Raw genomic sequence first — 25,424 nt, forward strand, 5'->3', positions numbered from 1 at the left:
TTGGTCACCGTTTAGCGCAAAAGCAAAATGGCGCGATAGCTCCTCGTGTTGCCCGCAGGCCCTCCAGCCGTCGAATGTCGCATTTTGCCGCGGCATGCCTCATATCGCCCGCCTTTTGCGCGAAACGGCATGTCTCGCATGCAGCGGGATGACGTCTTCGCATAAGTGGGGGGTTGATGCGGGTGGCCGATGGCTATTATATGAGCACGCCCATCCGGGCTTATTTAATGTGCACCGAGTGATCACAGCTTGATCCGACCTGCCGCCGACACATCTTTTGGCATTGGAACCGTGAGGCTGCCGAACCCGGTGCTGCTTGCGCCGATGGCGGGCATTACGGACGCTCCGTTTCGGCGCATGGCGCAACGCTTCGGCGCCGGTCTCGTCGTCTCCGAAATGGTGGCAAGCGACGCGTTGACACGCGGCCATGCCGAGACGGTGGTGCGGGCGGAAGGCGAGGGGATCGCCGTCCATGCCGTCCAGCTCGCTGGCAACGAACCGATAGCGATGGCAGAGGCGGCGCGCCATGTGGAAGGCGCGGGTGCTGCCATCATCGACATCAACATGGGTTGCCCCGCCAAGCGTGTAACCACTGGCCTCGCCGGTTCGGCCCTGCTGCGCGACCTCGATCTGGCGACGCGAATCCTCGCCGCCGTCGTGGGCGCCGTCCGTGTGCCGGTGACGCTGAAGACGCGGCTCTCCTGGGACGACACCGCGCTCGTCGCGCCCGAGCTTGCCCGTCGTGCCGAGGCGCTCGGCATCGCCATGGTCACGATCCATGGCCGCACCCGTTGCCAGTTTTACACCGGCAGCGCCAACTGGTCGGCGATCCGGGCGGTGAAGGAAGCCGTGAGCATTCCCGTGATCGCCAATGGCGATCTGACGATGGCGGACGATGCACCGGCCATGCTCGAAGTCTCCGCCGCGGATGGCGTCATGATCGGACGCGGTGCGCAGGGTCGGCCCTGGTTTCCGGGGCAGGTGGCACGGCGACTGGCCGATGGCGTCACACCTGCGGACCCGGACCTCGACACCCAGCGCGACGTGCTGCTGGAACTCTATGATGGCTGGCTGTGCCACTATGGCCGTGACCTCGGCGTGCGCACGGCACGCAAGCATATCGGTTGGGCGCTGGAGGCGGCGGCGATCCGTGCGGGCCGCCCGGCACTCGACGGGCATGCCTGGCGCAGCCGCCTGCTGATGCTCGACGACCCTGCCCTCGTAACCGATGGCATACGTACCGCCTTCGACGATCTGTCCTGGAGATGTGCAGCATGAGATCGGCGAAGTCCGAGCGGTCCGCAGATGGAAGCAAGGCGATGCTGACCGACGCCATCGTCAACGCCCTGCCGCATCCGGTGATCACGGTGGCGGGTGACGACCGTATCGTCGATGCCAATGTCGCTGCCGAGGCCTTCTTCGAAGTCGGCCTCGCGGTACTGGCGCGCCACAAATTCCATGAGTTCGTGCCCTTCGGCAGCCCTCTGCTGGCGCTGATCGAGCAGGTGCGCGCCCGTGGTGCGGCGGTAAACGAGTATCGCGTGGACCTAGGCACGCCGCGGAATGGCGGCGAGCGTATCGTCGACATCCATGTCGCGCCGCTGCCGGAATGTCCCGGCCATGTCGTCATCATGCTTCAGGAGCGGACCATCGCCGACAAGATGGACCGCCAGCTTACCCATCGCGGCGCCGCACGTTCGGTCACGGCACTGGCCTCCATGCTGGCGCACGAGATCAAGAACCCGCTCTCCGGCATACGCGGGGCGGCGCAGCTCCTGGAGATCTCCGCCAGCGACGACGACCGCTCGCTGACTCGCCTCATCATGGATGAAGCCGACCGCATCGTGAAGCTGGTCGACCGCATGGAGGTGTTCTCCGACGAACGCCCGGTGGACCGGGAACCGGTGAATATCCACGCGGTGCTCGAGCATGTCCGCACGCTGGCTTCGTCCGGCTTTGCCCGCCATATCCGCTTCGTCGAGGAATACGACCCCTCGCTGCCGCCGGTGCTGGCCAATCGCGATCAGCTTATCCAGGTGTTCCTCAATCTGGTGAAGAACGCGGCCGAGTCGGTGGGTGACGCGGCGGATGGCGAGATCCATCTGACGACCGCGTTCCGCCCCGGCGTGCGCCTCACCGTGCCCGGCTCGACGGCGCGGGTGAGCCTGCCGCTGGAATTCTGCGTGAAGGACAATGGTCCCGGCGTGCCCGAAGACCTGATGCCCCATTTGTTCGACCCCTTCGTCACCACCAAGCCTACCGGCACCGGCCTCGGCCTCGCCCTCGTCGCCAAGATTGTCGGCGACCATGGCGGCATCATCGAGTGCGACAGCCAGCCACGCCGTACCACCTTCCGAGTCCTGATGCCCATGTATCGCGGCGCCCGCACGGACGCCGAGCAGAGCTGAGAGCCGCCATGCCGACGGGTTCCATTCTTGTTGCCGACGATGACGCGGCGATCCGCACGGTCCTCAACCAGGCGCTGTCCCGTGCCGGCTATGAGGTTCGTTCCTGCGGCAATGCAGCGACCCTGTGGCGCTGGGTGAGTCAGGGCGACGGCGATCTCGTCATCACCGATGTGGTGATGCCGGACGAGAACGCCTTCGATCTGCTGCCTCGCATCAAGAAGGTGCGCCCGGACCTGCCGGTCATCGTGATGAGCGCGCAGAACACCTTCATGACCGCGATCCGCGCGTCGGAAAAGGGCGCTTATGAGTATCTGCCGAAGCCTTTCGACCTGAAGGAGCTGATCGCCATCGTCGGGCGTGCGCTCTCCGAACCGAAGAAGCCGGAAGCCGCGCTGAAGGGCCATGGCGAGGATGCCGACGCCATTCCGCTGGTCGGCCGTTCGCCGGCGATGCAAGACATCTACCGGGTGCTCGCGCGCCTGATGCAGACGGACCTCACCGTGATGATCGCCGGCGAGTCCGGTACCGGGAAGGAGCTCGTCGCCCGCGCGCTGCACGACTATGGCAAGCGCCGGAACGGACCCTTCGTCGCCATCAACATGGCCGCAATCCCGCGCGACCTCATCGAAAGCGAGTTGTTCGGCCACGAGAAGGGCGCCTTCACCGGCGCCAATTCGCGCAGCGCCGGCCGCTTCGAGCAGGCCGAGGGCGGCACGCTTTTCCTCGACGAGATCGGCGACATGCCCATGGAGGCGCAAACCCGCCTGCTGCGTGTGCTGCAGCAGGGCGAGTACACCACGGTCGGCGGGCGTACGCCCATCAAGACCGACGTACGCATCGTCGCCGCGACCAACAAGGACCTGCGCATCCTGATCCAGCAGGGGCTGTTCCGCGAGGATCTGTTCTTCCGCCTCAATGTGGTGCCGCTGCGGCTGCCGCCGCTGCGGGAGCGCACCGAGGATGTGCCGGATCTCGTGCGCCATTTCTTCCTGCAGGCAGAGCGTGAAGGCCTGCCGCGCAAGCAGATCGACGCCGCCGCGCTCGACAGGCTCAAGCGCTATCGCTGGCCGGGCAATGTACGCGAGCTGGAAAACCTGATCCGCCGCCTCGCGGCGCTCTATCCTCAGGAGATCATCACCTCCTCGATCATCGAGGCAGAACTCGCGACTCCGGTCGCCACCTCGGCACCCGAGGAGGGTGGAGGTGATGAAACTTTGGCGTCATCCGTCGAGCGCCACCTTAATACTTATTTTGGTGGTTTTGGTGAGCAACTACCTCCTCCGGGCCTCTATCACCGTATCCTGAAAGACGTAGAATATCCCCTTCTGTCGGCTGCGCTGGCTGCCACCCGGGGCAACCAGATCAAGGCGGCGGAGTTGCTGGGGCTCAATAGAAATACGCTACGGAAGAAAATTCGGGATCTGGACATCCAGATAATCCGCACCAGCAGATAGTTGCGTCACGCGTACTCCGGGTCGGTTCCCATCAGCCGTAGGGTACGCAATGACGCATGCTTTCTTTGCCGGGACGGGCGCAGGTACGCCTTCGTCTCGTCCGCACCGCCTTGAATATATCGACGGCCTGCGCGGCCTCGCGATTGCGATGGTCGTGCTGTACCACGCCTTCGCACGCTGGCCAGACAGCTATCCCTACAAGTCCATCTTCGCGCAATACGCGATATTTGACACCCGGATAACCGGGGTCCAACTATTTTTCATCATATCCGGCTTTGTCATTGTCATGACTCTGGAGAAATCCGGAAGTTTCATGAGTTTTTTGTTCAAACGCTGGATCCGGTTATTCCCGGCGATGCTGGCCTGCTCGCTCATCATAATCGGAACAGCATTTCTTTTTCCCGAAAGACCTGCCGGAGCCCCGAATTTGACGCAAGTCATTCCGGGGCTCACCTTTCTGAGCCCGGCAACGCTCCGCGTGCTGACCGGGGGTCTCTTTGCGGGGGATACCATCGAGGGCGCGTTCTGGTCGCTCTTTCTCGAGGTCCGCTTCTATCTGATCTTCGGCACCCTCTTCTTCATTTTCGGCCGGCGCGTCGCTCTCGTCTCGCTGCTGGCCATCTATCTGCTCGCCCTCGCCGTCCTCATGCTGACGGATGCAGACGGGTTGTTCCATTTCGCTGCACTGGTGAGATATGAGGACAGCGTGGCCCGCGGCGTTGCCGCGCTCGGATTTGGCGAGTTCATCTGGTTTTTCGCCGGCGCGCTCTACTTCGAATATACCTGCACCGGGAAACGGGCCGTTCTGGCTGCGGCTTTCGGGTCCAGCCTGCTGGGTGCCCTTGCCAGCGGGCAGCCGATCGGCGCGTCCCTTTTCATCATTTTCGTGTTTCTGGGAGCCGTACTGATTCCTGCCATCGGGAAACTGCTCTGCCTTTCGCCGTTCCAGTTCATCGGCTTCATCAGTTACCCGCTCTACCTCGTCCACGAAAACATGATGGTGGCCATGATCACGAAGATTGGTCGCGCCTTTCCATTCACGCCTCATCTGCTCATCCCGCTGCTGCCGATCGCATCGGTAGTTGCTCTGGGCTACGTCGTGGCGCGCTGGGTCGAGCCACCGACCCGCACCGCGATCCATCAGTTGCTGACCCGCTTCGGGAACACCCCGCTCATGGTGTGAGGGAAAGCTGCTGCGCATCACCCGGTCTCACGTTGCGATCACGCGCAAGTCACGTGGATGAGCGCGGGAAAATGCGGCCCCCCACTGGCCTATGTCACATTTTTGCACCAGTGTCGTTCCACTGCATCAGGTCAGGCGGTTCGCAGCGAATCGCCGTCTCATGAAGGTGGTGCATGGCCGACACCCAAACACCGGACCGGACATCGCGCGACGCCCTCGACTTCGGGGCGGCGGGCTTCCGGTTTTCCGCGTGGGGCATGCTGGCGCCCATCATGGTGCTGTTGGCGCTGGTCATGGCGCTCGTCAGCTTCATCGTTCTGGTGGGCATCACCCCGCTGGTGCCCTCGCAGGAAGTCGTCATCACGGTCCTCACCATCAATGGCGTGATGTCATTGATGTTGGTCGTGATCATCGGGCGCGAGATCTGGCGCATCGTGAAGGCGCGGCGGCGCGGAAGAGCGGCCGCGCGCCTTCATGTGCGGGTCGTCGCACTGTTCGGGGTCGTCGCCGTGGTCCCGGCGATCCTGGTCGCGCTGCTCGCTAGCATCACCCTGGACCGAGGCCTCGATCGCTGGTTCTCGGTACGCACGCGCGCCATCGTCGACAATGCGGTGTCGGTCGCGCAGACCTATGTGCGGGAGCACGCCTATTCGATCCGCGGCGATATCCTCGCCATGTCCCGCGATCTCCAGCGCATCCGTTCGCTCTGGGATCAGGACCGCAGCCGCTTTCGCCAGGCGATGACGGCACAGGCCGCCTTGCGCGGACTGCCCGCCGCCATGGTGATCCAGAAGGATCTCACCGTCGTCGACCGCGCCACGATCCGGGTGGGACGCGAATTCGTGGTGCCATCCAATCTGGCCCTCAAGGACGCCACGGAGGAGCAACCGCTGGTCTATCTGCCCAACGAGGCGGACTTCGTTGGAGCGGTGATCCCGCTGAAGGATTTCGGCGACGGCAACCTCTATCTGTATGTCGCCCGTCCCATCGACCCGAAAGTCATCCGCTATCTGAACGAGACGCGGGCCGCGGTCGCGGATTACAGCAGCCTCGAACAGCAGCGCATCGGCGTGCAGGTGGCCTTCGCCGTGCTCTATGCGGTGATCTCGCTCACCGTGCTGCTGTCGGCGGTGTGGCTCGGCATTCACTTCGCCAATCGGCTCGTTTCGCCGATCCGTCGGCTGATCGGCGCGGCCGATCTCGTGGCGGCCGGCAATCTTTATGTCGAAGTGCCCGTGCGGCGTTCGGAGGGCGATCTCTCCAGCCTTGCCGAAACGTTCAACAAGATGACGCAGGAACTGCGAACCCAGCGCGACGACATCGTCAAGGCGCGCGACCAGATCGACAGCCGCCGGCGCTTCACGGAAGCCGTGCTGTCGGGCGTCGGCGCCGGCGTCATCGGCATGGACACGGCAGGTCGCATTTCAATCATCAACCGGCCTGCCGAACGCCTGCTGGGCATCGCGGAAGAAGATGCACTGGGGCAGGAGCTCGCGGTCGTGATTCCCGAAATCGGCACGCTCATCGCCGAGGCGCTGGAGCACAGCCAGCGTTCCCCGCAGGGCAATGTGACGGTCAACCGCAACGGTCGCGACCGAATGTTGGCCGTACGCTTCACGACGGAACAGTCGCGCGAAGGCGACAGCGGGTTCGTGGTGACGCTGGACGACATCACCGAGCTGGTGGTGGCACAGCGCTCCTCGGCCTGGGCCGACGTGGCGCGGCGCATCGCCCATGAGATCAAGAATCCGCTGACCCCTATCCAGCTCTCCGCGGAGCGGCTTCGCCGGCGCTACGGCAAGGTGATCGGGGAGGACCGTGAGGTCTTCGACCAGTGCACCGACACGATCATCCGCCAGGTCGGGGATATCGGGCGCATGGTGGACGAGTTCTCCTCCTTTGCCCGCATGCCCAAGCCCGTCGCCGAGCAGCAGGATCTCGCCGAGACGGTGCGGCAGGTCGTATTCCTCATGCGGGTCGGCAATCCCGATGTGAAGCTCGACTGCGAGCTGCCGGATGCGCCGGTCGAAGCAAGGTTCGACCGGCGGCTGATCTCTCAGGCCCTCACCAACATCATCAAGAACGCAACGGAAGCCATCGGCGCCGTCCCGCCGGAAGAGATGACGGCACCCGCGCAGATTCGCGTGCGGCTGCGCGCAGAAGGCAAGGCCGGGCAGGGTGGCACAGCGACCATCGATGTCATCGACAACGGCAAGGGTCTTCCCGTGGAAAACCGGGCGCGCCTGCTCGAACCCTATGTGACGACGCGCGAGAAGGGCACGGGGCTCGGCCTCGCCATCGTCGGCAAGATCATGGAAGAGCATGGCGGCGGTATCGAACTCGACGACGCGCCGGAGGGCAGGGGGGCCTGGGTTCGCCTGACCCTCGCCCTCGACGGTGGACCGTCGGGCGTTTCAACGACCAATGAACGTGGGCCCCAGGCGGCCCGGACCGAATAGGAGAGACGGACTCATGGCGACCGATATCCTCATCGTCGACGACGAGGCCGACATCCGCGGGCTGGTGGCCGGCATCCTGGAGGACGAGGGTTATGGCGCGCGTACCGCCAAGGACAGCGACGAAGCGCTCGCCGCGATCGAATCGCGGCGCCCGAACCTCATCTTCCTCGACATCTGGCTTGAGCGCTCGCGCCTCGACGGCCTCCAACTGCTCGAAGCGATCAAGCGCAACCACCCGGATGTGCCGGTGGTGATGATCTCGGGTCACGGCACGATCGAGACGGCCGTTGCGGCGATCAAGCAGGGTGCGTACGACTTCATCGAGAAGCCATTCAATTCCGATCGTCTGATCCTGGTCGCCAATCGCGCGCTGGAGACCCTGCGGCTGAAGCGCGAGGTTCGCGACCTGAAGCAGCGCGCGCCGATCGCGCAGAAGCTGGTCGGCCGTTCGACCGTGATGAACCAGCTTCGACAGACGCTGGACAAGGTCGCGCCGACCAACAGCCGCATCCTCATCGTCGGCCCCTCCGGCTCCGGCAAGGAACTCACGGCGCGCATCATCCACTCCGCCTCGAGCCGCGCCAACGGACCTTTCATCGTCATCAACGCTGCCGCCATCACGCCCGAACGCATGGAAGTCGAGCTCTTCGGCACCGAGGGCACGAATGGAGAGGGCCGGCATGTCGGCGCGCTGGAAGAGGCGCATGGCGGCACGCTCTTCATCGACGAAGTCGCCGACATGCCGCGCGAGACGCAGAACCGCATCCTTCGCGTTCTCGTCGACCAGAATTTCCTGCGGGTCGGCGGCACCACGCGGGTTTCTGTGGATGTGCGCATCATCTCTTCGACCGCGCGCAATCTAGAAAATGAGATCGCCGAAGGCCGCTTCCGTGAGGACCTTTACCATCGCCTCGGCGTGGTGCCGATCCGCGTGCCCCCTCTCGCCGAGCGGCGCGACGACGTGCCGGGACTTGTTGATTATTTCCTTGATCAGATCTCGCAGGGCACCGGCCTGCCGCGCCGGCGCATTGCGGACGATGCGCTTGCCGTCCTGCAGTCGCACGATTGGCCGGGCAATGTCCGCCAGTTGCGTAACAATATCGAGCGACTGCTGATCCTTGCGACCGGCGATCCCGATGCCGCTGTTACCGCCTCCATGCTGCCGCCGGATGTCGGCTCGCTGGTGCCGAGCCTGCCGACCGGCAGCGGCGGCGAGCATCTGATGGGACTGCCGCTGCGAGAGGCGCGCGAAGTGTTCGAGCGCGAATATCTCGTGGCGCAGATCAGCCGTTTCGGCGGCAATATCTCGCGCACGGCGGAGTTCGTCGGCATGGAGCGCTCGGCGCTCCATCGCAAGCTGAAGGCGTTGGGGATCGGCTGATTCCCGGCGCCTGCCGTCTCAGCCGAAATGGGCCGCGATCAACACGCCCACCTTCGCATGCAGCGCATCCTGCGCGCCGCGATCGGCGCGTGAGCCGGTGAGATAGGAGGCGACGAAAAGCGGCATACCCTGCGGAGGCCAGACGATACCGGTGTCGTTGCTGGTGCCATGGCTGCCCGCGCCGGTCTTCTCACCGATCCGCCAGCCGACCGGCAGCCCGGCCCGCAGCTTTGCGCCGCCGGTGGTGTTGTGCACTAGCCAATCTGTGAGGTGCTCGCGCGACGTGGTCGACAGCACATCTCCCAGCAGAAGCCGGCGGATGGTCTGCGTCATGGCCCGGGGCGTCGTGGTGTCGCGCTTGTCGCCCGGCGCGGCCGCGTTCAACGCCGGCTCGATCCGATCGAGCCGGGTCACGTTGTCGCCGATCGTTCGCAACCAGGCCGTCAATCCCGCCGGGCCACCGAGACGGGCGAGCAGGAGATTGGCGGCCGTATTGTCGCTCGCTGTCACCGCGGCCAGGCAAAGCGTTTCGATATCAAGGCCGACGCCCTGCTTCGATCCGGTAATCGGCGAATAGGGAACGAGGTCCGCCTCTCCAAAGGCGACGTGATTTTCCAGCTTCTCCTCGCCGCGATCCACCCGTGCCAGCGTTGCACCGGCGACCAGCAGCTTGAAGGTGCTGCACATCGGGAACCGCTCGTCCATCCGATGGCCTGTCGCCTTCACGCCCGCCGCGTCGAGCACACAGACGCCGAGCCGCGCGCCCCGCATGCCGGCCTCGAGCCCGGCGAGATCGGCAGCGAATGGCTCGCCGGCTTTCGCAAGAACGCGGGAATTCATCGCAGCGGGCACCATGATCGCCGCCAACGCAACATGCAGAAGGCCTCGCCGCCGGATCATCGGCTGCTCGTTCATGATAGGTCCCCCAGCGTTCCGGATGCGTCGCGACGATGTTGCGCGATGATAGACGGCGCAAATCGGGCGGAGTTCGGGCCGCTCCGCGCTCACATATGCCTGCGGAAATTGCTGCTGCCCCAGCTCTTCCTCTCCATTGCCGCGTCGGTATTCAAATCTGGGAGCGAGTGACGTTCACACCTTTGACGACGCACCTAATGGAAGGTACGATTATAATTAAAGATACATTTGAATTTATAAAATTTCAACAATACTACGCCGATCGAAAGTTACGTCAGGACAGTGCGCAAACAAAAATTCTACGCTAGAGAAACATGCCGAAACGCTGGGACTGAACGTGGAAACAGGTGCCGGATATATATGCGTACGGTTCAGCTCATCGTCTTTGGCTTCTGATCCATGACAGCGACTATCCCGTTCCACGTTCCGCCTGCAAACCCCGTTATTGTCGATGTGTCGGATGTATGCCTGCACCTCAATAATGGTCTGGCACTCGGCGGCATCGTGCGCGTCATCACTCAAATCATCCGACACACCGACTGGCGGGAGGGCAGGGGAGGGGTCACGCTCGTCTTCTTCCACCCCGCGCAGCATCGCTATGTTCGACTTGATCCCGCGCTTTTCGCCGATGATCGCTGTCTTGATCGGCACCACTTCAACCGTGCGACCGGGATGACCGGCATACGGATGAAGACAGCCTCGCGGCGCTATATGGATCGCCCCTTGCGTCGGGCATGGCATCTTTTCAGGCGCGGCCTCAAACGCCGGATTCGGGCCGTGGGCGAGTACCTTGTGCCACCGAGGGGGGTGCTCGGATGGGCCATCTCCCCCTGGACCATGCCGTCGGAAGGGAGGTGCGTCGTTGCTGTGCTCGGAATGGCATGGCTGTTGCCGGAACAGATCGCGCGACTTCGTGCTCTTGCGTCACGACCGGGCGTCGAGGTTGTGCCGCTCATCCACGACCTCATCCCGATTGTCGCGCCGGCCAGCGAACCCAAACCGAACCTGGCCTTTGTCCACTGGTTCGGCGAGATGGCATCGCTCGCAAACCGCTACGTCACCATCTCGCACCACTCCGCCGCCGATATCCGTGGCGTTCTGGGATCGAGGAGTGGCCAGCCTCCCAGGATCGACCGCGTTCCGCTCGCCCACAGTTTCGACTGGGACGGCCACGTCGATCCTTCGCTGGTTCCGGACGGCGAATATGTGCTCTCGGTCGGCTCGATCGCTCATGCCCGCAAGAACCTGCTCGCGCTCATCGATGTCTGGGGTCGCATCGGAGCGCGCATCGGGACGGAGCGCCTTCCGACGCTCGTCATCGCGGGCGACCATGACGGCAAGGCCCGGCAGATCGACGAGCTTCTGCAGCGCCATCCGATGCTCCGGGAGCGCCTGCGGCTCGTCCGCAAGCCGAGCGACCAGCAACTGGCCGCGCTCTATAGCGCGTGCCTTTTCTCGATATTCCCCAGCCTCTACGAAGGCTGGGGACTTCCGCTTGGCGAGAGCGCAAGCTTTGGCCGGCTCTGCCTCTCGTCCCGCGTCACATCGCTGTCGGAAGTGCTCGGCGAAGCCATCGACTATTTCGACCCGACGTCGCTGGACGACATGATCTCCTGCATCGAGCGTCCGATCCTCGACCGCGCTTATCTGAAGCGGCGCGAGGAGGGGCTCCGCACCCTGCCGTTGCGGAGTTGGCGCATGGTGGCCCGGGAGCTTTTCGCGACCCTTGCACAGCACGAAAACGCAATTGAACTGGTCGGCGCGGGGCCGGGGGCCGGCCCGTTCCATGCCGTTCCCGTTGCACAAACCGCCACATCGCTGGCAGGATGAACTGCGGTCTTCGTCGAACCTGCTATAGAGTGTGACTCGCTTGCCCGCGAGCCACCCGTGCCGCGGCGGGTGCGTGCAGGGGTGAGGGTCCGATGAAGGTCGTGATTTGCGGCGCCGGTCAGGTCGGTTTCGGCATTGCCGAGCGGCTCGCCGCCGAGCAGAACGACGTGTCGATCATCGATACGTCGCCGCGCCTCATCCAGGCGATCACTGACACCCTCGACGTACGTGGATTCGTCGGCCATGGCTCGCACCCGGACGTGCTGGCGCGCGCAGGGCTCGATGCCGCCGACATGCTGATCGCGGTCACGCTGCATGACGAGGTCAACATGGTCGCCTGCCAGGTCGGCCATGCGCTTTTCGACGTTCCGACCAAGATCGCCCGCGTGCGCGCCCAGACCTATCTTCAAGGCCAGTGGCGCGACCTGTTCTCGCGCGATCACCTGCCGATCGACGTCGTCATCTCGCCGGAGATCGAGGTGGGAGAGATGGTGCTGCGGCGGCTTTCGTTGCCCGGCGCCATCGACACGGTGAATTTCGCCGACGGGCAGGTCGTCGTCGCAGGCGTACGCTGCGAGGAAGATTGCCCGGTCATCGACACGCCCCTTCGCCAGCTCACCGACCTGTTCCCGGACCTGCGCGCGGTGGTGATCGCCGTCAACCGCAAGGGCCGCATGTTCGTGCCGCGGAGCGCGGACGCATTGATCGCCGGCGACATCGCCTATTTCGCCGCGCAGGCCGACCAGGTGGTGCGCACGCTTTCCATTTTTGGCCACGACGAGGTGCCGGCGCAACGTGTCGTGATCGGTGGCGGCGGCAATATCGGGCTGTACGTCGCGCGCGAGCTGGAACGGCGCAATCCGCGAGCGCGGGTGAAGATCATCGAGGATAACGCAGCCCGCGCCGAGCTCATTGCGCAGGAGCTTGACCGCATCGTCGTGCTTCAGGGCAGCGCGCTCGATCGCGTGGTGCTGGAGGAGGCGTCCGTCGGCGAGGCCGACACCATGATCGCGGTGACCAATGACGACCGCGTCAATATCCTGTCCTGCCTGCTGTCGAAGGAACTCGGCGCCCGGCGCATGCTCTCGCTGCTGAACGATCCGAACTACCCCGCCTTTGCCCGCGGGCTCGGCATCGACGCCTATGTGAATCCACGCCAGATCACCGTTTCCAAGGTGCTCCAGCACGTCCGCAAGGGCCGCATCCGCGGCGTGCACTCGCTGCTGAACGGAGCAGGGGAGGTGATCGAGGCGGAGGCGCTGGAAACCTCGCCGCTCGTCGGCCGTCCCCTCAAACAGATCGACCTGTTCGACGGCATGCGGATCGGCGCGGTCATCCGGGCCGGGAGGGTGCTGCTGCCGCGCGGCGAAACCGTAATCCAGCCGCGTGACCGTATCGTGCTGTTCGCACTGGCGGAAAAGGTGAAGCGCGTGGAGCAGCTCTTCCGCGTCAGCCTCGAATTCTTCTGAGGCGCCATGATCGCGGTCGCCCAGAAAGGCGCGCTCGGAGCCGGCGCGCTCGCGCTCTTCCTGCTCTTTTCCGGCGCCGTGGGGCTGATCCGGCATGAGGTGGCGTCGGTTGCATTCCTGTTGACCGCCCTGCTCACCGTGTTCGGTGCCGGTGCACTGCATCTGGCGACCCGCAATCGGTCCGCCCGGCTTGGGCGATTGTCGTCTTACGGCCTGCTCACGCTGTTCTGGTTCGGGGCCTCGGTGATTGCGGCGATACCGGTGGACGCAACAACCTCGCTCGGCTTCGTAGATGCCTGGTTCGAAGCGATCTGCGCACTGACGACCACCGGCGGCGGCGGGATTCACGCCGTTGCGGACGTACCGCGCGCGACGCTGGTCTGGCTGCTGTCTCTGCAATGGCTGGGTGGCCTGCTGACGCTTATCGGTGCCGTGGCCGTACTGGCGCCCGCTGGCGTCGGCGGTCTGCCGGACCGCATTTCCGGCCTGCCCGAACAGGGCATCAGCGAGGGCACAGCGTTCTTCGAAGACGCGATCGAAACGGTCGTTCCGGTCTATGCCGGCGTCACCATGCTCTGCATGATCGCCTTGTTCGCAGCCGGTCTCGACGGGTTCAACGCCTTCGGCATGGCGACCGCGGCGGTTTCGACCGGAGGTCTGCTGCCGGATGCCGACGGAATGGCGGCCTATGGCACGATGCCGGTAAAGCTGGTCATGTCGTTCTTCATGCTCGCGGGCGGAACCTCCATCCTGTGGCACCGCATGATCGCCACCCGCCGGTTCCGCCAGGCTTTCACGCAACGTGAGAACGTTTCCGTCGTTGTCCTTGTCATCATTCTCGGAATTCTTGTTTCCGCCATACGTTATCAGACCCCGGAAGGGCGCCTTTCCCTGCCTGTGGCACTGGAGGACGGACTCTTCACAGCCGTATCGCTGGTCACTACAACCGGTATCGAACTTCACGCCGGCGACTTCACCTCCCTGCCTCTCACCGTCGTGCTGCTTATCATCTTCATGGGCGGCGCGAGCTTTTCGACCAGCGGAGGCATCAAGCTGCATCGGGTGGGCGCCATGGTGCTCCAGAGCCTGATGGAGCTGAACCGGCTGGTCATGCCGCATGCAGTACGACCGCGGCAGCTCGGCCGGCAGACAGTTCCGCTGCAAGCTATGAAGGCGGTGTGGGTGTGCTTCGTCGTCGCGACGGTAACGCTCGGCTTTCTGGCGGCGGCTATCGCCCCGGCCATGCCCAGCTTCGATGCGGCCTATGTCGCTGCCATGAGCGCGATGACGAATGCCGGGCCGGTCTATGGCGCCGGATGGGAGGCGGGCACGGTCTGGCCGGAATGGGGCGCCTTGCCGGCCTATGCCAAGCTGCTGCTCGGCACCGGGATGGTGCTCGGAAGATTGGAGATCGTCGTCGTGCTGGGCCTGGTCCACGCTGCACTGTGGCGACGTTGATCGCATTGTCGCGCCCGGCGCGAATCGCGAAGCCCATCGGGTCGTGAACGGCAGTCCGAACATCGTCGATACACAATCGAGCACTTCCAGACCGTGTCGCAAAGGCGACGCTATGTTAGCAGTCTGAGGACACCTGCCACGCCGGACGCGAAAGAGTCTTGCGCGACACACATCGTGTGGCATGCTTGCAACGCACTCTGGCATGAGCTGGCGGTCCACGGACAGGATCGTCAGGCCACGTCAGTGCCGCGCCGGCGCAACATCACAACGGATCAAAAAAAATGGCCGCGGATCGTTCCCAGAACCTCCAGGACACCTTTCTCAACCACGTCCGCAAGAACAAGACACCCCTCACCATCTTTCTCGTCAATGGCGTGAAATTGCAGGGAGTCGTGACCTGGTTCGATAATTTCTGCGTGCTGCTTCGGCGTGACGGGCACTCCCAGCTCGTCTACAAGCACGCGATATCGACCATCATGCCGGGGCATCCCGTCCAGCTCTTCGAAGCTTCGGACGAAGCCGTCGACAAGAGCTGAACGGCGACAATCGCTGAACCGGCCAGCCGAGGAAACGGGCTGATTTGGATCCCAAGAGCGTAACAGGCCCCGCCGGCCGCAAGCTTGTGCGAGCTGCGGCTCCGGCCAGCCCTGAAAATATGCAGGGCGATGCCACGCGGGTCGTGGTCGTCGAACCGCATCTGTCCCGCGTCCGGGGCGGGGAGGGCGAAGGGCCACGCCGCACGCCGGAAGCCCGGCTCGACGAGGCCGTCGGGCTGGCACTCGCCATCGACCTCGATGTCGTAGGCCAGCTCATCGTCAGCCTCTCGCAAGTGAAGCCCGCGACCTATCTCGGAACCGGCAAAGTCGAGGACATCGCCGCGCTGGTCGAGGAGACCGGCGCGGGCCTCGTATTCGTGGACGCGCCGCTCACGCCCGTTCAGCAGCGCAATCTCGAAAAGGCGTGGTCCGCCAAGGTCATCGACCGTACCGCGCTCATTCTTGAGATTTTCGGCCAGCGCGCCCGCACCAAGGAGGGCGTGCTTCAGGTCGAGCTCGCCCATCTGAGCTACCAGAAGAGCCGCCTCGTTCGCTCCTGGACGCATCTCGAGCGCCAGCGAGGCGGCTTCGGCTTCCTCGGCGGCCCGGGCGAGACGCAGATCGAGGCGGATCGGCGCATCATCGGCGAGCGCATCCTCAAGATCGAGCGCGAGCTGGAACAGGTGAAGCGTACGCGCGCCCTGCATCGCGCCAGCCGCAAGAAGGTGCCCTATCCGGTGGTCGCGCTGGTTGGGTACACCAATGCCGGCAAATCCACCCTGTTCAACCGCATGACCCGGGCGGATGTCCGCGCGCAGGATCTGCTCTTCGCGACGCTGGACCCGACCCTGCGTGCGGTCGAGCTCAAGGGGGGCGAGCGCATCATCCTGTCCGACACGGTGGGCTTCATCTCCGACCTGCCGACCCAGCTCGTCGCTGCCTTCCGCGCCACGCTGGAAGAGGTAATCGAGGCCGACATCATCCTTCATGTCCGCGACCTGTCGCATGAGGATGCCGAGGCGCAGGCCGATGATGTCGGTGACGTGCTCTCCGACCTCGGCATCGACCCCGAAGATCATGTCCGCCTGATCGAGGTGTGGAACAAGATCGACAAGCTCGACGTCGAAGGCCGGGCCCGCGTGTTCAACATCGCCGAACGCCGCCAGGGCGACGAGCATCCCATCCCGGTTTCCGCGCTGACCGGGGAGGGGATCGACACCCTGCTGTCGGCAATCCAGCAGCGGCTCGCGCGCGAGCGTGTGACCTTGGCGCTCGACCTCGATCCGGTCGATGGCGAGGGGCTGAGCTGGCTCTACCGGCATGCCGAGGTGCTGGATCGCCGTGTCGGCGAGAACGGCCGGCTGCATCTCGTGGTGCGGGTCGATCCCGACCGGGCGGAGAATCTCGAACACCGGTTCGGCGCCCGTCGTACCGGAAGTTCACGCCACCGCACGGCCTGAGAGCTATTCCCGCGTCTTCGCCTGCTGCCAGAGCGCCTCCATCTCTTCGAGACTGGCTTCCGCCGGCATGCGGCCTCCGGCGGCCAGCGCATCCTCGATATGGCCGAAGCGGCGGGTGAACTTGGCATTGGTTCCCTGCAGCGCCGCCTCCGGATCCACCTCCAGGTGGCGTGCGAGATTGGCGAGCGCGAAGAGCAGGTCGCCCACCTCGCCGGCGGCTGCCTCGCGGTTGCCCGAGACGATCTCGGCCTCGACCTCGTCGATCTCCTCGCGGATCTTGTCGAGCACGAGCCTGGCATCCGGCCAGTCGAAGCCGACGCGCGCGGCCTTGCTCTGCAGCTTGATCGCCCGGGTGAGGGCAGGGGCGGCGCGGGGCACGTCGTCCAGCAGCCGGCGGGCGCCCTCCTCCGGCAGCCCGCGGGCAGCGCGCCGGTTCCGTCTGGCCTGTTTTTCCTCAGCCTTGATGGCGTCCCACGCCGCATTCACCGCCGCGACGTCGCGCCCGCCTGCATCGCCGAACACATGCGGATGCCGGCGGATCATCTTCGCAGTGATCGCCTCCACGACATCACCGAAGGCGAAGGCGCCAATCTCCTCGGCCATTCGGGCATGGAAAACGACCTGCAGCAGCAGATCGCCGAGTTCGTCGCAGAGATCGTCGAGATCGTCCCGCTCGATGGCATCGGCGACCTCATAGGCTTCCTCGACGGTGTATCTGGCGATAGAGCGGAAGTCCTGCTCCAGATCCCACGGGCAACCGGTCCCGGGCGTGCGCAGCGCCGTCATGATAGCGAGCAGGCGTTCGATGTCGCGGGAGGGGGTCACGCAGGCTCTCCGGAAGATGGCATGGGCTTAGCTAGGGGGAATGATCCGGCAGCCGCGCGGGTCGTTCAGATCAGCTATGAATCGCAGAAGACATATTATGGAAAATAATAGCATCCCAATTCCGGCAAGAACGTCGGTTCCCAGGCCTCACAGTGTTATCGTCATGCCGTCATAGGCGGGCTCGATGCCCGGCGGTAGCTCGCGGCGCAGCGTGCCGTAATCGAGGTCGACATGCATGTTGGTGAGGATCGCCCGCTTCGGCTTCAGCCGCTCGATCCAGCCGAGCGCGTCGCCCAGCGAGAAATGGCTGGGATGCGGCGTGGGACGCAGCGCGTCGACGATCCAGACATCCAGACCTTCGAGGTAAGACAGGCTCTCCGCGGGAATGTCGTGCAGATCCGGCGTATAGGCCAGCCCGCCGAAGCGGAAGCCGAACGCGGTGATCTGGCCGTGATAGAGCCGGAACGGCACCATGGAAAGCGAACCGCCCGGCCCGTTCACCTTGAGCGTCTCGCCATGGCGGAAACGATGTTCCTGAAGGATCGGCGGATAGTCGCTTCCGGGCGGCGTCTCGAAGCAGTAGCCGAAACGCTGGCGCAGCAACGCGGAGGTCTCCGCGTCGAGCCAGGTGTCGAGCCGCTTGCGATGCAGGATCGTCAGGGGGCGGACATCGTCCAGCCCGTGGGTATGGTCGGCATGCTCGTGGCTGATCACGACGCCGTCCAGCCGGCGGACATCCGCGCCCAGCAATTGCTCGCGCAGGTCGGGCGAGGTGTCGATCAGCACCGTGGTGCGCGCACCATCTTCGCCGATGCGTTCCGCAAGCAGCGAACAGCGACGGCGGCGGTTGCGTGGCTCGCCGGGATCGCAGGCGCCCCAACCCTGCCCGACCCGCGGCACTCCGCCCGAGGAGCCGCAGCCGAGAATGGTGAAGCTCTGCGTCATGGTCGATCCTTTTGCGTCAGGTCGCGCGCGCGAACAGCCGGAAGAAATTCGCCGTCGTCAGGTCGGCGAGAGCCTCGCGCGAAAGGCCGAGCGTGTCGGCCAGAACTCCGGCTGTCTCGACCACATAAGACGGCTCGTTCCGCTTGCCCCGCTTCGAATTGGGCGCAAGATAAGGTGCGTCCGTCTCCACCAGCAGCCGATCCCGCGGAAGAGCCGCCGCGATCTCGCGCAGCGGCGCGCCGGACTTGAAGGTGAAAATGCCGGAGAACGAGACATAGCCACCCAGCGCAACGGCTCGCCGCGCCAGATCCTCGCCGGCGGTGAAGCAGTGGAGCACGAAGCCGAAGGCGCCCTTCGCGCTCTCGTCCTCGAGAATCGCTGCCACATCGTCATCGGCCTGCCGGGCATGGATAACCAGTGGCAGGCCCATGCGCCGCGCCGCCTCGATATGCATGCGGAAGCCTGCCGCCTGCGCGTCGCGGGGGGCGTTGTCATAATGATAGTCGAGCCCCGCCTCCCCAATCGCGACCACCTTGGGATGGTCGGCGGCGGCGAGAAGATCGGCAAGCGGCACATCGGCCTCCTCGCCCGCATTGTGCGGATGGGTGCCGACCGAGCAGAACACGTCGTCGAAACGCTCCGCCAGCGCGTACTGCTCGGCGGCACGACGGATGCGTGTGCCGATGGTCACCATGCGCCCGACACCGGCAGCGCGGGCCCGCTCCACCACGGCGTCGATCTCGCTGGCAAAATCGGGGAAGTCGAGATGGCAGTGGCTGTCCACCACCATGCCGGAAGCCAGCTTTCCGCTCATCTCAGACCGCTTCCGGCTCGACATAGCGGGGAAAGACACCGACCGGGGCGGGCAGGGCCGTGCCCGGGGTAAGCCGCCCTGCCCCGCCGAGCGCGGCAAAGCTGCGGGCGTCAGCCGGCACGGCCAGCAGGTCGAGCAGCTTGCCGGCACTCACCGGAATGATGGGTTGAGCCAGGATGCCGACCTGCCGGATCACCTCGGCCGTGATCCACAGCACGGTGCCGAACCGTTCAGGATCCGTCTTGCGCAGTTCCCACGGCGCCGAGGCGGCGAAATAGCGGTTGGCATCCGCGACCACCGACCAGATGACGGCGATCGCCTGATGCAACTGCCATCCTTGCATCGCCTCGCGCACCTTATCGTGCATGGCGTCGGCACTGGCGAGGATTTCGGCATCGGCCTCCGACAGCGGGCCGGGCGCGGGCAACGCGCCGCCGAGGTTCTTCGCGATCATCGACAGCGAGCGCTGGGCGAGGTTGCCGAGGTCGTTGGCGAGGTCGGCATTGGTGCGTGCGACGATCGCCTCGTGGCTGTAGGAACCGTCCTGCCCGAATGGCACCTCGCGGAGCAGGAAATAGCGCAGCGCATCGACACCATAGGCCCTGATGAGGTCGAACGGGTCGACGACATTGCCGACCGACTTCGACATCTTCTCCCCGCGATTATGGATGAAGCCATGCGCGAAGATGGCGTGCGGCAGTTCCAGCCCGGCGGAGAGCAGGAAAGCCGGCCAATAAACCGCGTGAAAGCGGATGATGTCCTTGCCGATCACATGTAGGGCGGCGGGCCACCACTTTCGGAAAGAGTCGCTGCTTTCATCAGGATAGCCGCATCCGGTGATGTAGTTCGTGAGGGCATCCACCCACACATACATCACATGCTCCTCGTCCTCCGGCACCGGCACACCCCAGGAGAAGGTGGTGCGGCTGATGGAGAGGTCCTGCAGGCCGCCGCGCACGAAGCTCAACACCTCGTTGCGACGGCTCTCGGGCTGGATGAAATCGGGATGCGCCTCGTACCAGTCGAGCAGCTCCTGCTGATAGGCGGAGAGGCGGAAGAAATAGCTCTTCTCCTCCGTCCACTCTACCGGCGTGCCCTGCGGACCGAGCCGAACGCCGTCCGGGTTCACCGTGGTCTCGTCCTCGGCGTAATAGGCCTCGTCGCGAACCGAATACCAGCCGGAATAAGCGGAGAGGTAGATATCCCCCGCCTCCTTCATCTTGCGCCAGATCGCCTGACAGGCGGCGATATGGTCGGCATCGGTGGTGCGGATGAAGCGGTCATAGGACACGCCCAGAAGCGCATCCATCTCCTTGAAACGATCCGCGTTCTTCGTCGCCCAGTCGAACGGGGTCAGCCCCTGCTTCTGCGCCGTCTGCATCATCTTCAGGCCATGCTCGTCGGTTCCGGTGAGGAACCGCACCTCATCGCCCTCGAGACGGCGGAAGCGAGCGATGGCGTCGGCCGCGATCTTCTCATAGGCGTGGCCCACATGGGGGGCGCCGTTGGGATAATCGATGGCGGTGGTGATATAGAAGGTCGAGGTCACGCGGGCATGTCCCGTTGGCGAACGGCCGGCCGGACCGGCCTCGCTCAAGGGGCCAAAGCGTCCTCGATCGAGGCGAAGATCCGAAAGACGAGCGTCTTGCGGTCGAGATTGAAGGTATCCGCGTCAATGGCGGCGCGGCGAACCTTCTCCCACACCTCCGGCAGGCGTGCAAGGCGAAGCCCGGCCCTCTGCCGGCGGCCGGTGGCGTGATCGCTGATCCATGCCTCGACGGTGGCGGTGAAGCTATCCAGCCCGCCGGCGCGATCGCCCTGCAGCCGCTCGCCCAGCGTGTGCAGCGCCTTGGGATCGGGGGCGGGAAGGGCGTCGAGCAAGGCTTGCGTCGCGCTGCGGATGGCGAGCCCCTCCCCCGACATCAGGCGCAACGCCTCGCGCACGCTGCCCTCGCTGGCCGCCGCGGCTTCTGCGAAGCGCGCGGAATCGAGCCCCTGCATCTCCGCGGCGAGGCCCGTCAAGGCCATCGCGGTTTCGCGTTCGTCGAGCCCGCGCATGTGGACGACCCGGCACCGCGAACGGATAGTCGGCAGCAGCCGGCCGGGCGCGTGGCTCACCAGCAGGAACAACGCACGCGACGGCGGTTCCTCCAGAGTCTTCAGCAACGCATTGGCGCCCTGCGCGTTCATCTCGTCCAGCGTGTCGACGATGCACACCCGCCAGCCGCCGAGCGCGGCTGTGGAGCCGAAGAACGCCTTGAGTTTGCGCACCTGCTCGGCCGGAATCATCGAAGGCAGCTTGCCGCCGTCGCCGGGAACGCGGCGCAACACGAGAAGGTCGGGGTGCGAAAGCGCCCTCACCTGCCGGCTCGCCGGATGGTCGGGCGCGACATCGAGCGTGCCGGCCGGAGCCGCTCCGCCGGACAGCGCGAAACGGGCGATGCGATAGGCGAGCGTCGCCTTGCCGATGCCTTCCGGACCGCCAAGCAGCAGAGCGTGAGGCATGCGGCCGGCATCCCATGCCTCGCGGATCAGCGCCTGCGCCTCGGCATGACCTACGATCGCGCTGCGCTCGCGCGGATGCGGAGCGGCTTCGAAACGGTCGGCTTCGACGACGGCATCGGCACTCATGGGGCGGCGGCTTCCGAGAGCGACAGGCGAACCCGCAGCTTTTCCTCGACCGCCTGCCAGATTCGTGCGGCAACGGTGTCGACATCCGCGCGCGCGTCGATCAGCACGCAGCGAGTCGGTTCTTCCTGCGCCAGCATGCGGAACGCCTCGCGCAGTCGCTGGTGAAAGGTGATGGCCTCGCTCTCGAACCGGTCCGCGGCGCCAGGCGCGCGGGCCTCGGCACGGGCCAGCCCGTCTTCCGGCGGCAGGTCGAGGACGAGGGTAAGATCCGGCCGCGTCTCGCCTACCGTGACCTCCTCCAGCGCCCGGATAAAGCGATGATCCACCGAACCGGCGGCCCCCTGATAGGCCCGCGTGGAATCGGCGAACCGGTCGCAAATCACGACCGCCCCCTGCGCGAGGGCCGGCCGGATGGTGACATCGAGATGATCGGCGCGGGCGGCGGAGAAGAGGACGGCTTCCGCTTCCGGCCCCAACGGCTTGGCGGCGCCGGAGAGCAGGACATGGCGGATGATCTCCGCCCCCGGTGATCCACCCGGCTCGCGCGTGGTGACGACCTCGTGGCCGAGCCCGCGCAGCCGTTCCGCGAGGCGGCGGCTCTGCGTGGACTTGCCGGCGCCCTCCCCGCCTTCAAGCGTGATGAAGACCCCGCGCCCGCCGCGCGCCGCCGCTCGCCCCTCGCCTTCCGGCGACAGCGGCGTCGCCGGAAGGGCGATGCGTGGCTGCGGGTTCATCCCCAGAGGCCCTTCATCCGGTCGTGTCCTTCATGCCGATGCGTTCCTTCACCTTCGCGTAGCCCTGCCGCAACAGGCTCACCGAAAGCTCATAACCCGCATCGAGGGCGCGGCGCCAGAGCGGGCCCTGAGCCACGTCGGCGGCGGCGAAGAGCGGCACTTCAAGCGCGACCTGCTCTCCGCGATAGACCTGAAGCGTGGCGAGTTGCTGGCCCTTGGCGACGGGTGCGGGAACCGGCCCGGTGTAATGGATCTTCGCCGTCAGCTTCTCGCTGCCGTCGCGCGCCACCAGAAGGCTGATCGCGGAAGCGCCCACCAGCGGCACCGAGCCTTTCTCGCCGCCGAACAGCACGGCCTCGCCGACCGGCTCGTCCCTGGCGAAGAGCGGCTTCTGCTCGAAGGTTCGGAATCCCCATTCCAAAAGCTTGCGGGCATCTTCCGCCCGCTCCTTGTCCGACTTGGCGCCGAGCAGAACAAGCACCAGCCGCTGGCCGTTCTGCAATGCTGAGCCGACCAGATTGAAGCCGCTGTCCTTGAGATAGCCCGTCGTCAGCCCGTCCGCGCCCAGGCTCATGCCGAGCAACGGGTTGCGGTTGAGCTGGCGGATCTTGTTCCAGGTGAATTCCTTCTCGGAATAGATCTCGTACTTGTCCGGATAGGTGCGGATGATGAAGGCGGCGAGCCTGGCCATGTCGCGAGCGGTCGTGAGTTGGCCGGGGTCCGAGAGGCCGCTCGCATTGCGGAAGGTGGAGCCGGTGAGGCCGATGCGCTTGGCCTCCTCGTTCATCTTGCCGGCGAAGGCGAGTTCGTTTCCGGCAATCCCTTCCGCCAGCACCATGGCGGCATCGTTGCCGGACTGGATGATCATGCCGCGCAGCAGGTCCGAGACGGCGATCCGGCTGTTCAGCGCGGCGAACATCGCGGTGCTGCCGGACGGTGCACCGCCCTTGCGCCACGCATATTCGCTCACGCTCAGCGTGTCGTCTGCCTTGAGCTTACCCTCCGCCAGCGCCCGGAACACCGCGGCGGCGGTCATGATCTTGGTCAGATTTGCCGGCTGGACCTGGGTGTCGGCGGCGCGCTCGAACAGGATGGTGCCGCTGTCGAAATCCATCAGCAGGGCGGCAGGGGTCGCGACCACCGGCGGCGTCGCCTGTGCCGCCGCATCCCGCGGCACCGAGAAGGCCGCCAGCACCAGCGCGGCGATGGCGAGGACAGCCCGCAGGACGGCGCCCTGCCCCGCACCCGGGCGCGCGATGGAACGCGCTGTAGCCGCGACGCCGGACATGGGAGAGGCGGCACGAGAAAGAAGCTGCACGATCGCCGGCATCGTCAGGTCCCGCTGGAAATGACAAAGGTGGACCGAGTCCGGCCCACCTCGCAAGAACCTGTTCAGCCGACCTGTTCAGCCGGCCCGTCAGCCGATCGGGCGCGTCAGTAGCCCGAGCCGATATAGCCCGACGACGGCGCGAAGCCGACGGCAACCGGCTGCGGACCAACCACCCAACCGGAAGCCGCCGGGCTGGGCGCATAGGCCGCGCTCTGCGACGGCGCGGGCAGCGTCACCGGCTTTGCAGGACGCGGCGCGGCCGAGGCAACGACCGCTGCGGGCGCTGCCGTCACCGGCTTCGCCACGGGCGCGGGAGCGCGCTGCACGGGCTTGGGCGGTGTCACCGAGCCGAGGCTCGCATAGGTTGCGCCATTACCCGGCCGGATGACCGGCTTGGCGGCGGCAACCGCCGTGCGCACCTGCGGAACCGGAGGCAGCGGCGCGGGAGCCGGAGCCGCGACATAGCTGGGCGCCGGAGCGGCGACGCGGGCCGGCGCGGGCGGCGGTTCGGGCACATCCGCGGCGATCTGATCGATGCGATCGGATTCCTGCGCCATCGCGACCTGCGAGGGAGCGACCGCGGGACGCGGCGCCTGCCGCGGCGTGCCGATCGGCGTCTGCACCGGGCTCGGACGCGCGGAGGCGAGAAGCGCGTCCCCGAGATCGAACGGACGATCCGGCGGCGGAGGAGCCATAGAGGGCACCCGCATCGAGGACGGACGGACCGGCATCGGGGAATCGTTCGAGGCGACCATCACCCCGGTGTCGGACGGCAGGATGGCAGGACGCTCATTGCTGAGCGTGGCAATCAGCTTGCGGTCGTCCGAACCGTCGAGCGGCGCGAGGCCGACATATTCGACGCGCACCCGCGCCGTGCCGACCTGCTTGAAGCCGAGCAGTTCCGCCGTGCGGCGGGACACATCCATAACGCGGTTGGCATGATAGGGGCCGCGATCATTCACACGCGCGATGATCGAGCGGCGATTGGCGAGATTGGTGACGCGCACATAGCAGGGCATCGGCAGCGTGGGATGCGCCGCGGCGATGGAGTCCATGTCGAACACCTCGCCATTGGCGGTCAGGCGGCCATGGAAATCATCACCATACCAGGAGGCGAGGCCTTCGGTCTTGTAGTTCTTCGGGTTTTCCTGAGGAACGTAGGTTTTGCCGGCGATCTGGTAGGGCTTGCCGACACGGTAGGCGCCGCCGCCCTTGGGCACCGGCTGGCCGGCCTGCACCACGCGCGGGCTGGCCGAGACGCCGTATTTCGGATCGATCTTGCTGAAAAGCTTGCTGGCCGTGTTCGAGGTGCAGTTGGCGACGAGCAAGCCCGCACCGACCACCAACACGACCCGCGACCATGTGGATACCTGAAAGGACACCGCAAGGCGTCGACGGGATCCGTCCTTCGAGCTCACCGCTTCGGCATGTGCCTCAGCCGCGCGCCCGCTTACCAGAGCCGTGTGCTGCCCCATGCTCCCCGACCATATCTGTCACGTTCCATCTCCGCACCATAGTCCCCTGGTGCTTTCGAAGACGTTACGCGTGCCCAAATTGATCGCCCCGCAAAAACGCGCGGCATCTCTTTATGA

Annotated in this window: 20 protein-coding genes; 11 read left to right on the forward strand and 9 right to left on the reverse strand. The window is 65.4% G+C overall.

What is annotated here, in order from left to right; genetic code table 11:
• Positions 1 to 249: 249 nt before the first annotated feature.
• The 6 genes from dusB (at position 250) to ntrX (ending at position 8,885) form a co-directional block, all read left to right on the forward strand.
• Complete coding sequence (gene dusB, locus MWN34_RS12820; RefSeq protein WP_281502993.1) at positions 250 to 1,278, forward strand: tRNA dihydrouridine synthase DusB; 1,029 nt, start codon at positions 250 to 252, stop codon at positions 1,276 to 1,278.
• Positions 1,275 to 2,408, forward strand: a complete 1,134-nt coding sequence (locus MWN34_RS12825) for a two-component system sensor histidine kinase NtrB (RefSeq protein WP_247029682.1) — start codon at positions 1,275 to 1,277, stop codon at positions 2,406 to 2,408. The genes dusB and MWN34_RS12825 overlap by 4 nt, the downstream gene beginning before the upstream one ends.
• Before the next feature lie 8 nt (positions 2,409 to 2,416).
• Positions 2,417 to 3,862, forward strand: a complete 1,446-nt coding sequence (gene ntrC / locus MWN34_RS12830) for a nitrogen regulation protein NR(I) (protein ID WP_247029683.1) — start codon at positions 2,417 to 2,419, stop codon at positions 3,860 to 3,862.
• 49 nt (positions 3,863 to 3,911) lie between these two features.
• Entirely contained in the window at positions 3,912 to 5,045 is a 1,134-nt protein-coding gene (locus MWN34_RS12835; RefSeq protein ID WP_247029684.1) for an acyltransferase family protein, read from the forward strand.
• Between the two features lie 173 nt (positions 5,046 to 5,218).
• Positions 5,219 to 7,504, forward strand: coding sequence for a sensor histidine kinase NtrY-like (locus MWN34_RS12840; RefSeq protein WP_247029685.1), 2,286 nt, complete (start codon positions 5,219 to 5,221; stop codon positions 7,502 to 7,504).
• Positions 7,505 to 7,517: 13 nt separating this feature from the next.
• A complete protein-coding gene (ntrX, locus tag MWN34_RS12845; protein ID WP_247029686.1) occupies positions 7,518 to 8,885 on the forward strand; it encodes a nitrogen assimilation response regulator NtrX in 1,368 nt (455 codons plus the stop codon).
• An 18-nt stretch (positions 8,886 to 8,903) separates the two neighbouring features.
• Here ntrX and bla read toward each other — a convergent pair whose 3' ends face one another.
• Positions 8,904 to 9,800, reverse strand: coding sequence for a class A beta-lactamase (gene bla / locus MWN34_RS12850; protein WP_247029687.1), 897 nt, complete (start codon positions 9,798 to 9,800; stop codon positions 8,904 to 8,906).
• Positions 9,801 to 10,199: 399 nt separating this feature from the next.
• Between bla and MWN34_RS12855 the strand changes: the two genes are divergently transcribed.
• From MWN34_RS12855 to hflX, 5 genes are all read left to right on the forward strand, one after another.
• Complete coding sequence (locus MWN34_RS12855) at positions 10,200 to 11,630, forward strand: glycosyltransferase (protein WP_247029688.1); 1,431 nt, start codon at positions 10,200 to 10,202, stop codon at positions 11,628 to 11,630.
• Positions 11,631 to 11,722: 92 nt separating this feature from the next.
• Complete coding sequence (gene trkA, locus MWN34_RS12860; RefSeq protein WP_247029689.1) at positions 11,723 to 13,099, forward strand: Trk system potassium transporter TrkA; 1,377 nt, start codon at positions 11,723 to 11,725, stop codon at positions 13,097 to 13,099.
• Positions 13,100 to 13,105: 6 nt separating this feature from the next.
• A complete protein-coding gene (locus MWN34_RS12865) occupies positions 13,106 to 14,557 on the forward strand; it encodes a TrkH family potassium uptake protein (protein WP_247029690.1) in 1,452 nt (483 codons plus the stop codon).
• A gap of 281 nt (positions 14,558 to 14,838) precedes the next feature.
• Positions 14,839 to 15,093 carry an RNA chaperone Hfq gene (hfq, locus tag MWN34_RS12870; RefSeq protein WP_247029691.1) on the forward strand — a complete coding sequence of 85 codons (255 nt, stop codon included), beginning with the start codon at positions 14,839 to 14,841 and terminating at the stop codon, positions 15,091 to 15,093.
• Between the two features lie 119 nt (positions 15,094 to 15,212).
• Positions 15,213 to 16,553, forward strand: coding sequence for a GTPase HflX (gene hflX, locus MWN34_RS12875; RefSeq protein WP_247029692.1), 1,341 nt, complete (start codon positions 15,213 to 15,215; stop codon positions 16,551 to 16,553).
• 3 nt (positions 16,554 to 16,556) lie between these two features.
• On the opposite strand, the gene mazG is transcribed toward hflX, so the two are convergent.
• The 8 genes from mazG to MWN34_RS19810 all read right to left on the reverse strand — a co-directional run bounded on the left by mazG (position 16,557) and on the right by MWN34_RS19810 (position 25,214).
• Positions 16,557 to 17,378, reverse strand: a complete 822-nt coding sequence (gene mazG / locus MWN34_RS12880) for a nucleoside triphosphate pyrophosphohydrolase (protein ID WP_247029693.1) — start codon at positions 17,376 to 17,378, stop codon at positions 16,557 to 16,559.
• Between the two features lie 147 nt (positions 17,379 to 17,525).
• Positions 17,526 to 18,323 (reverse strand): MBL fold metallo-hydrolase, encoded by a 798-nt coding sequence (locus MWN34_RS12885; protein ID WP_247029694.1) that lies wholly within the window; start codon positions 18,321 to 18,323, stop codon positions 17,526 to 17,528.
• 16 nt (positions 18,324 to 18,339) lie between these two features.
• Entirely contained in the window at positions 18,340 to 19,113 is a 774-nt protein-coding gene (locus MWN34_RS12890) for a TatD family hydrolase (protein WP_247029738.1), read from the reverse strand.
• A 25-nt stretch (positions 19,114 to 19,138) separates the two neighbouring features.
• Positions 19,139 to 20,686 carry a methionine--tRNA ligase gene (gene metG, locus MWN34_RS12895; RefSeq protein WP_247029695.1) on the reverse strand — a complete coding sequence of 516 codons (1,548 nt, stop codon included), beginning with the start codon at positions 20,684 to 20,686 and terminating at the stop codon, positions 19,139 to 19,141.
• Positions 20,687 to 20,730: 44 nt separating this feature from the next.
• Positions 20,731 to 21,768, reverse strand: coding sequence for a DNA polymerase III subunit delta' (locus MWN34_RS12900; protein WP_247029696.1), 1,038 nt, complete (start codon positions 21,766 to 21,768; stop codon positions 20,731 to 20,733).
• A complete protein-coding gene (tmk, locus tag MWN34_RS12905; RefSeq protein ID WP_247029697.1) occupies positions 21,765 to 22,502 on the reverse strand; it encodes a dTMP kinase in 738 nt (245 codons plus the stop codon). Before tmk ends, MWN34_RS12900 begins: the two co-directional genes overlap by 4 nt.
• Positions 22,503 to 22,515: 13 nt before the next feature.
• Positions 22,516 to 23,832 (reverse strand): D-alanyl-D-alanine carboxypeptidase family protein, encoded by a 1,317-nt coding sequence (locus MWN34_RS12910; protein WP_247029698.1) that lies wholly within the window; start codon positions 23,830 to 23,832, stop codon positions 22,516 to 22,518.
• 104 nt (positions 23,833 to 23,936) lie between these two features.
• Positions 23,937 to 25,214 carry a septal ring lytic transglycosylase RlpA family protein gene (locus tag MWN34_RS19810; RefSeq protein WP_425532109.1) on the reverse strand — a complete coding sequence of 426 codons (1,278 nt, stop codon included), beginning with the start codon at positions 25,212 to 25,214 and terminating at the stop codon, positions 23,937 to 23,939.
• Positions 25,215 to 25,424 lie beyond the last annotated feature (210 nt).

It is taken from the genome of Ancylobacter crimeensis (assembly GCF_023016805.1).
GTDB lineage: Bacteria > Pseudomonadota > Alphaproteobacteria > Rhizobiales > Xanthobacteraceae > Ancylobacter > Ancylobacter crimeensis.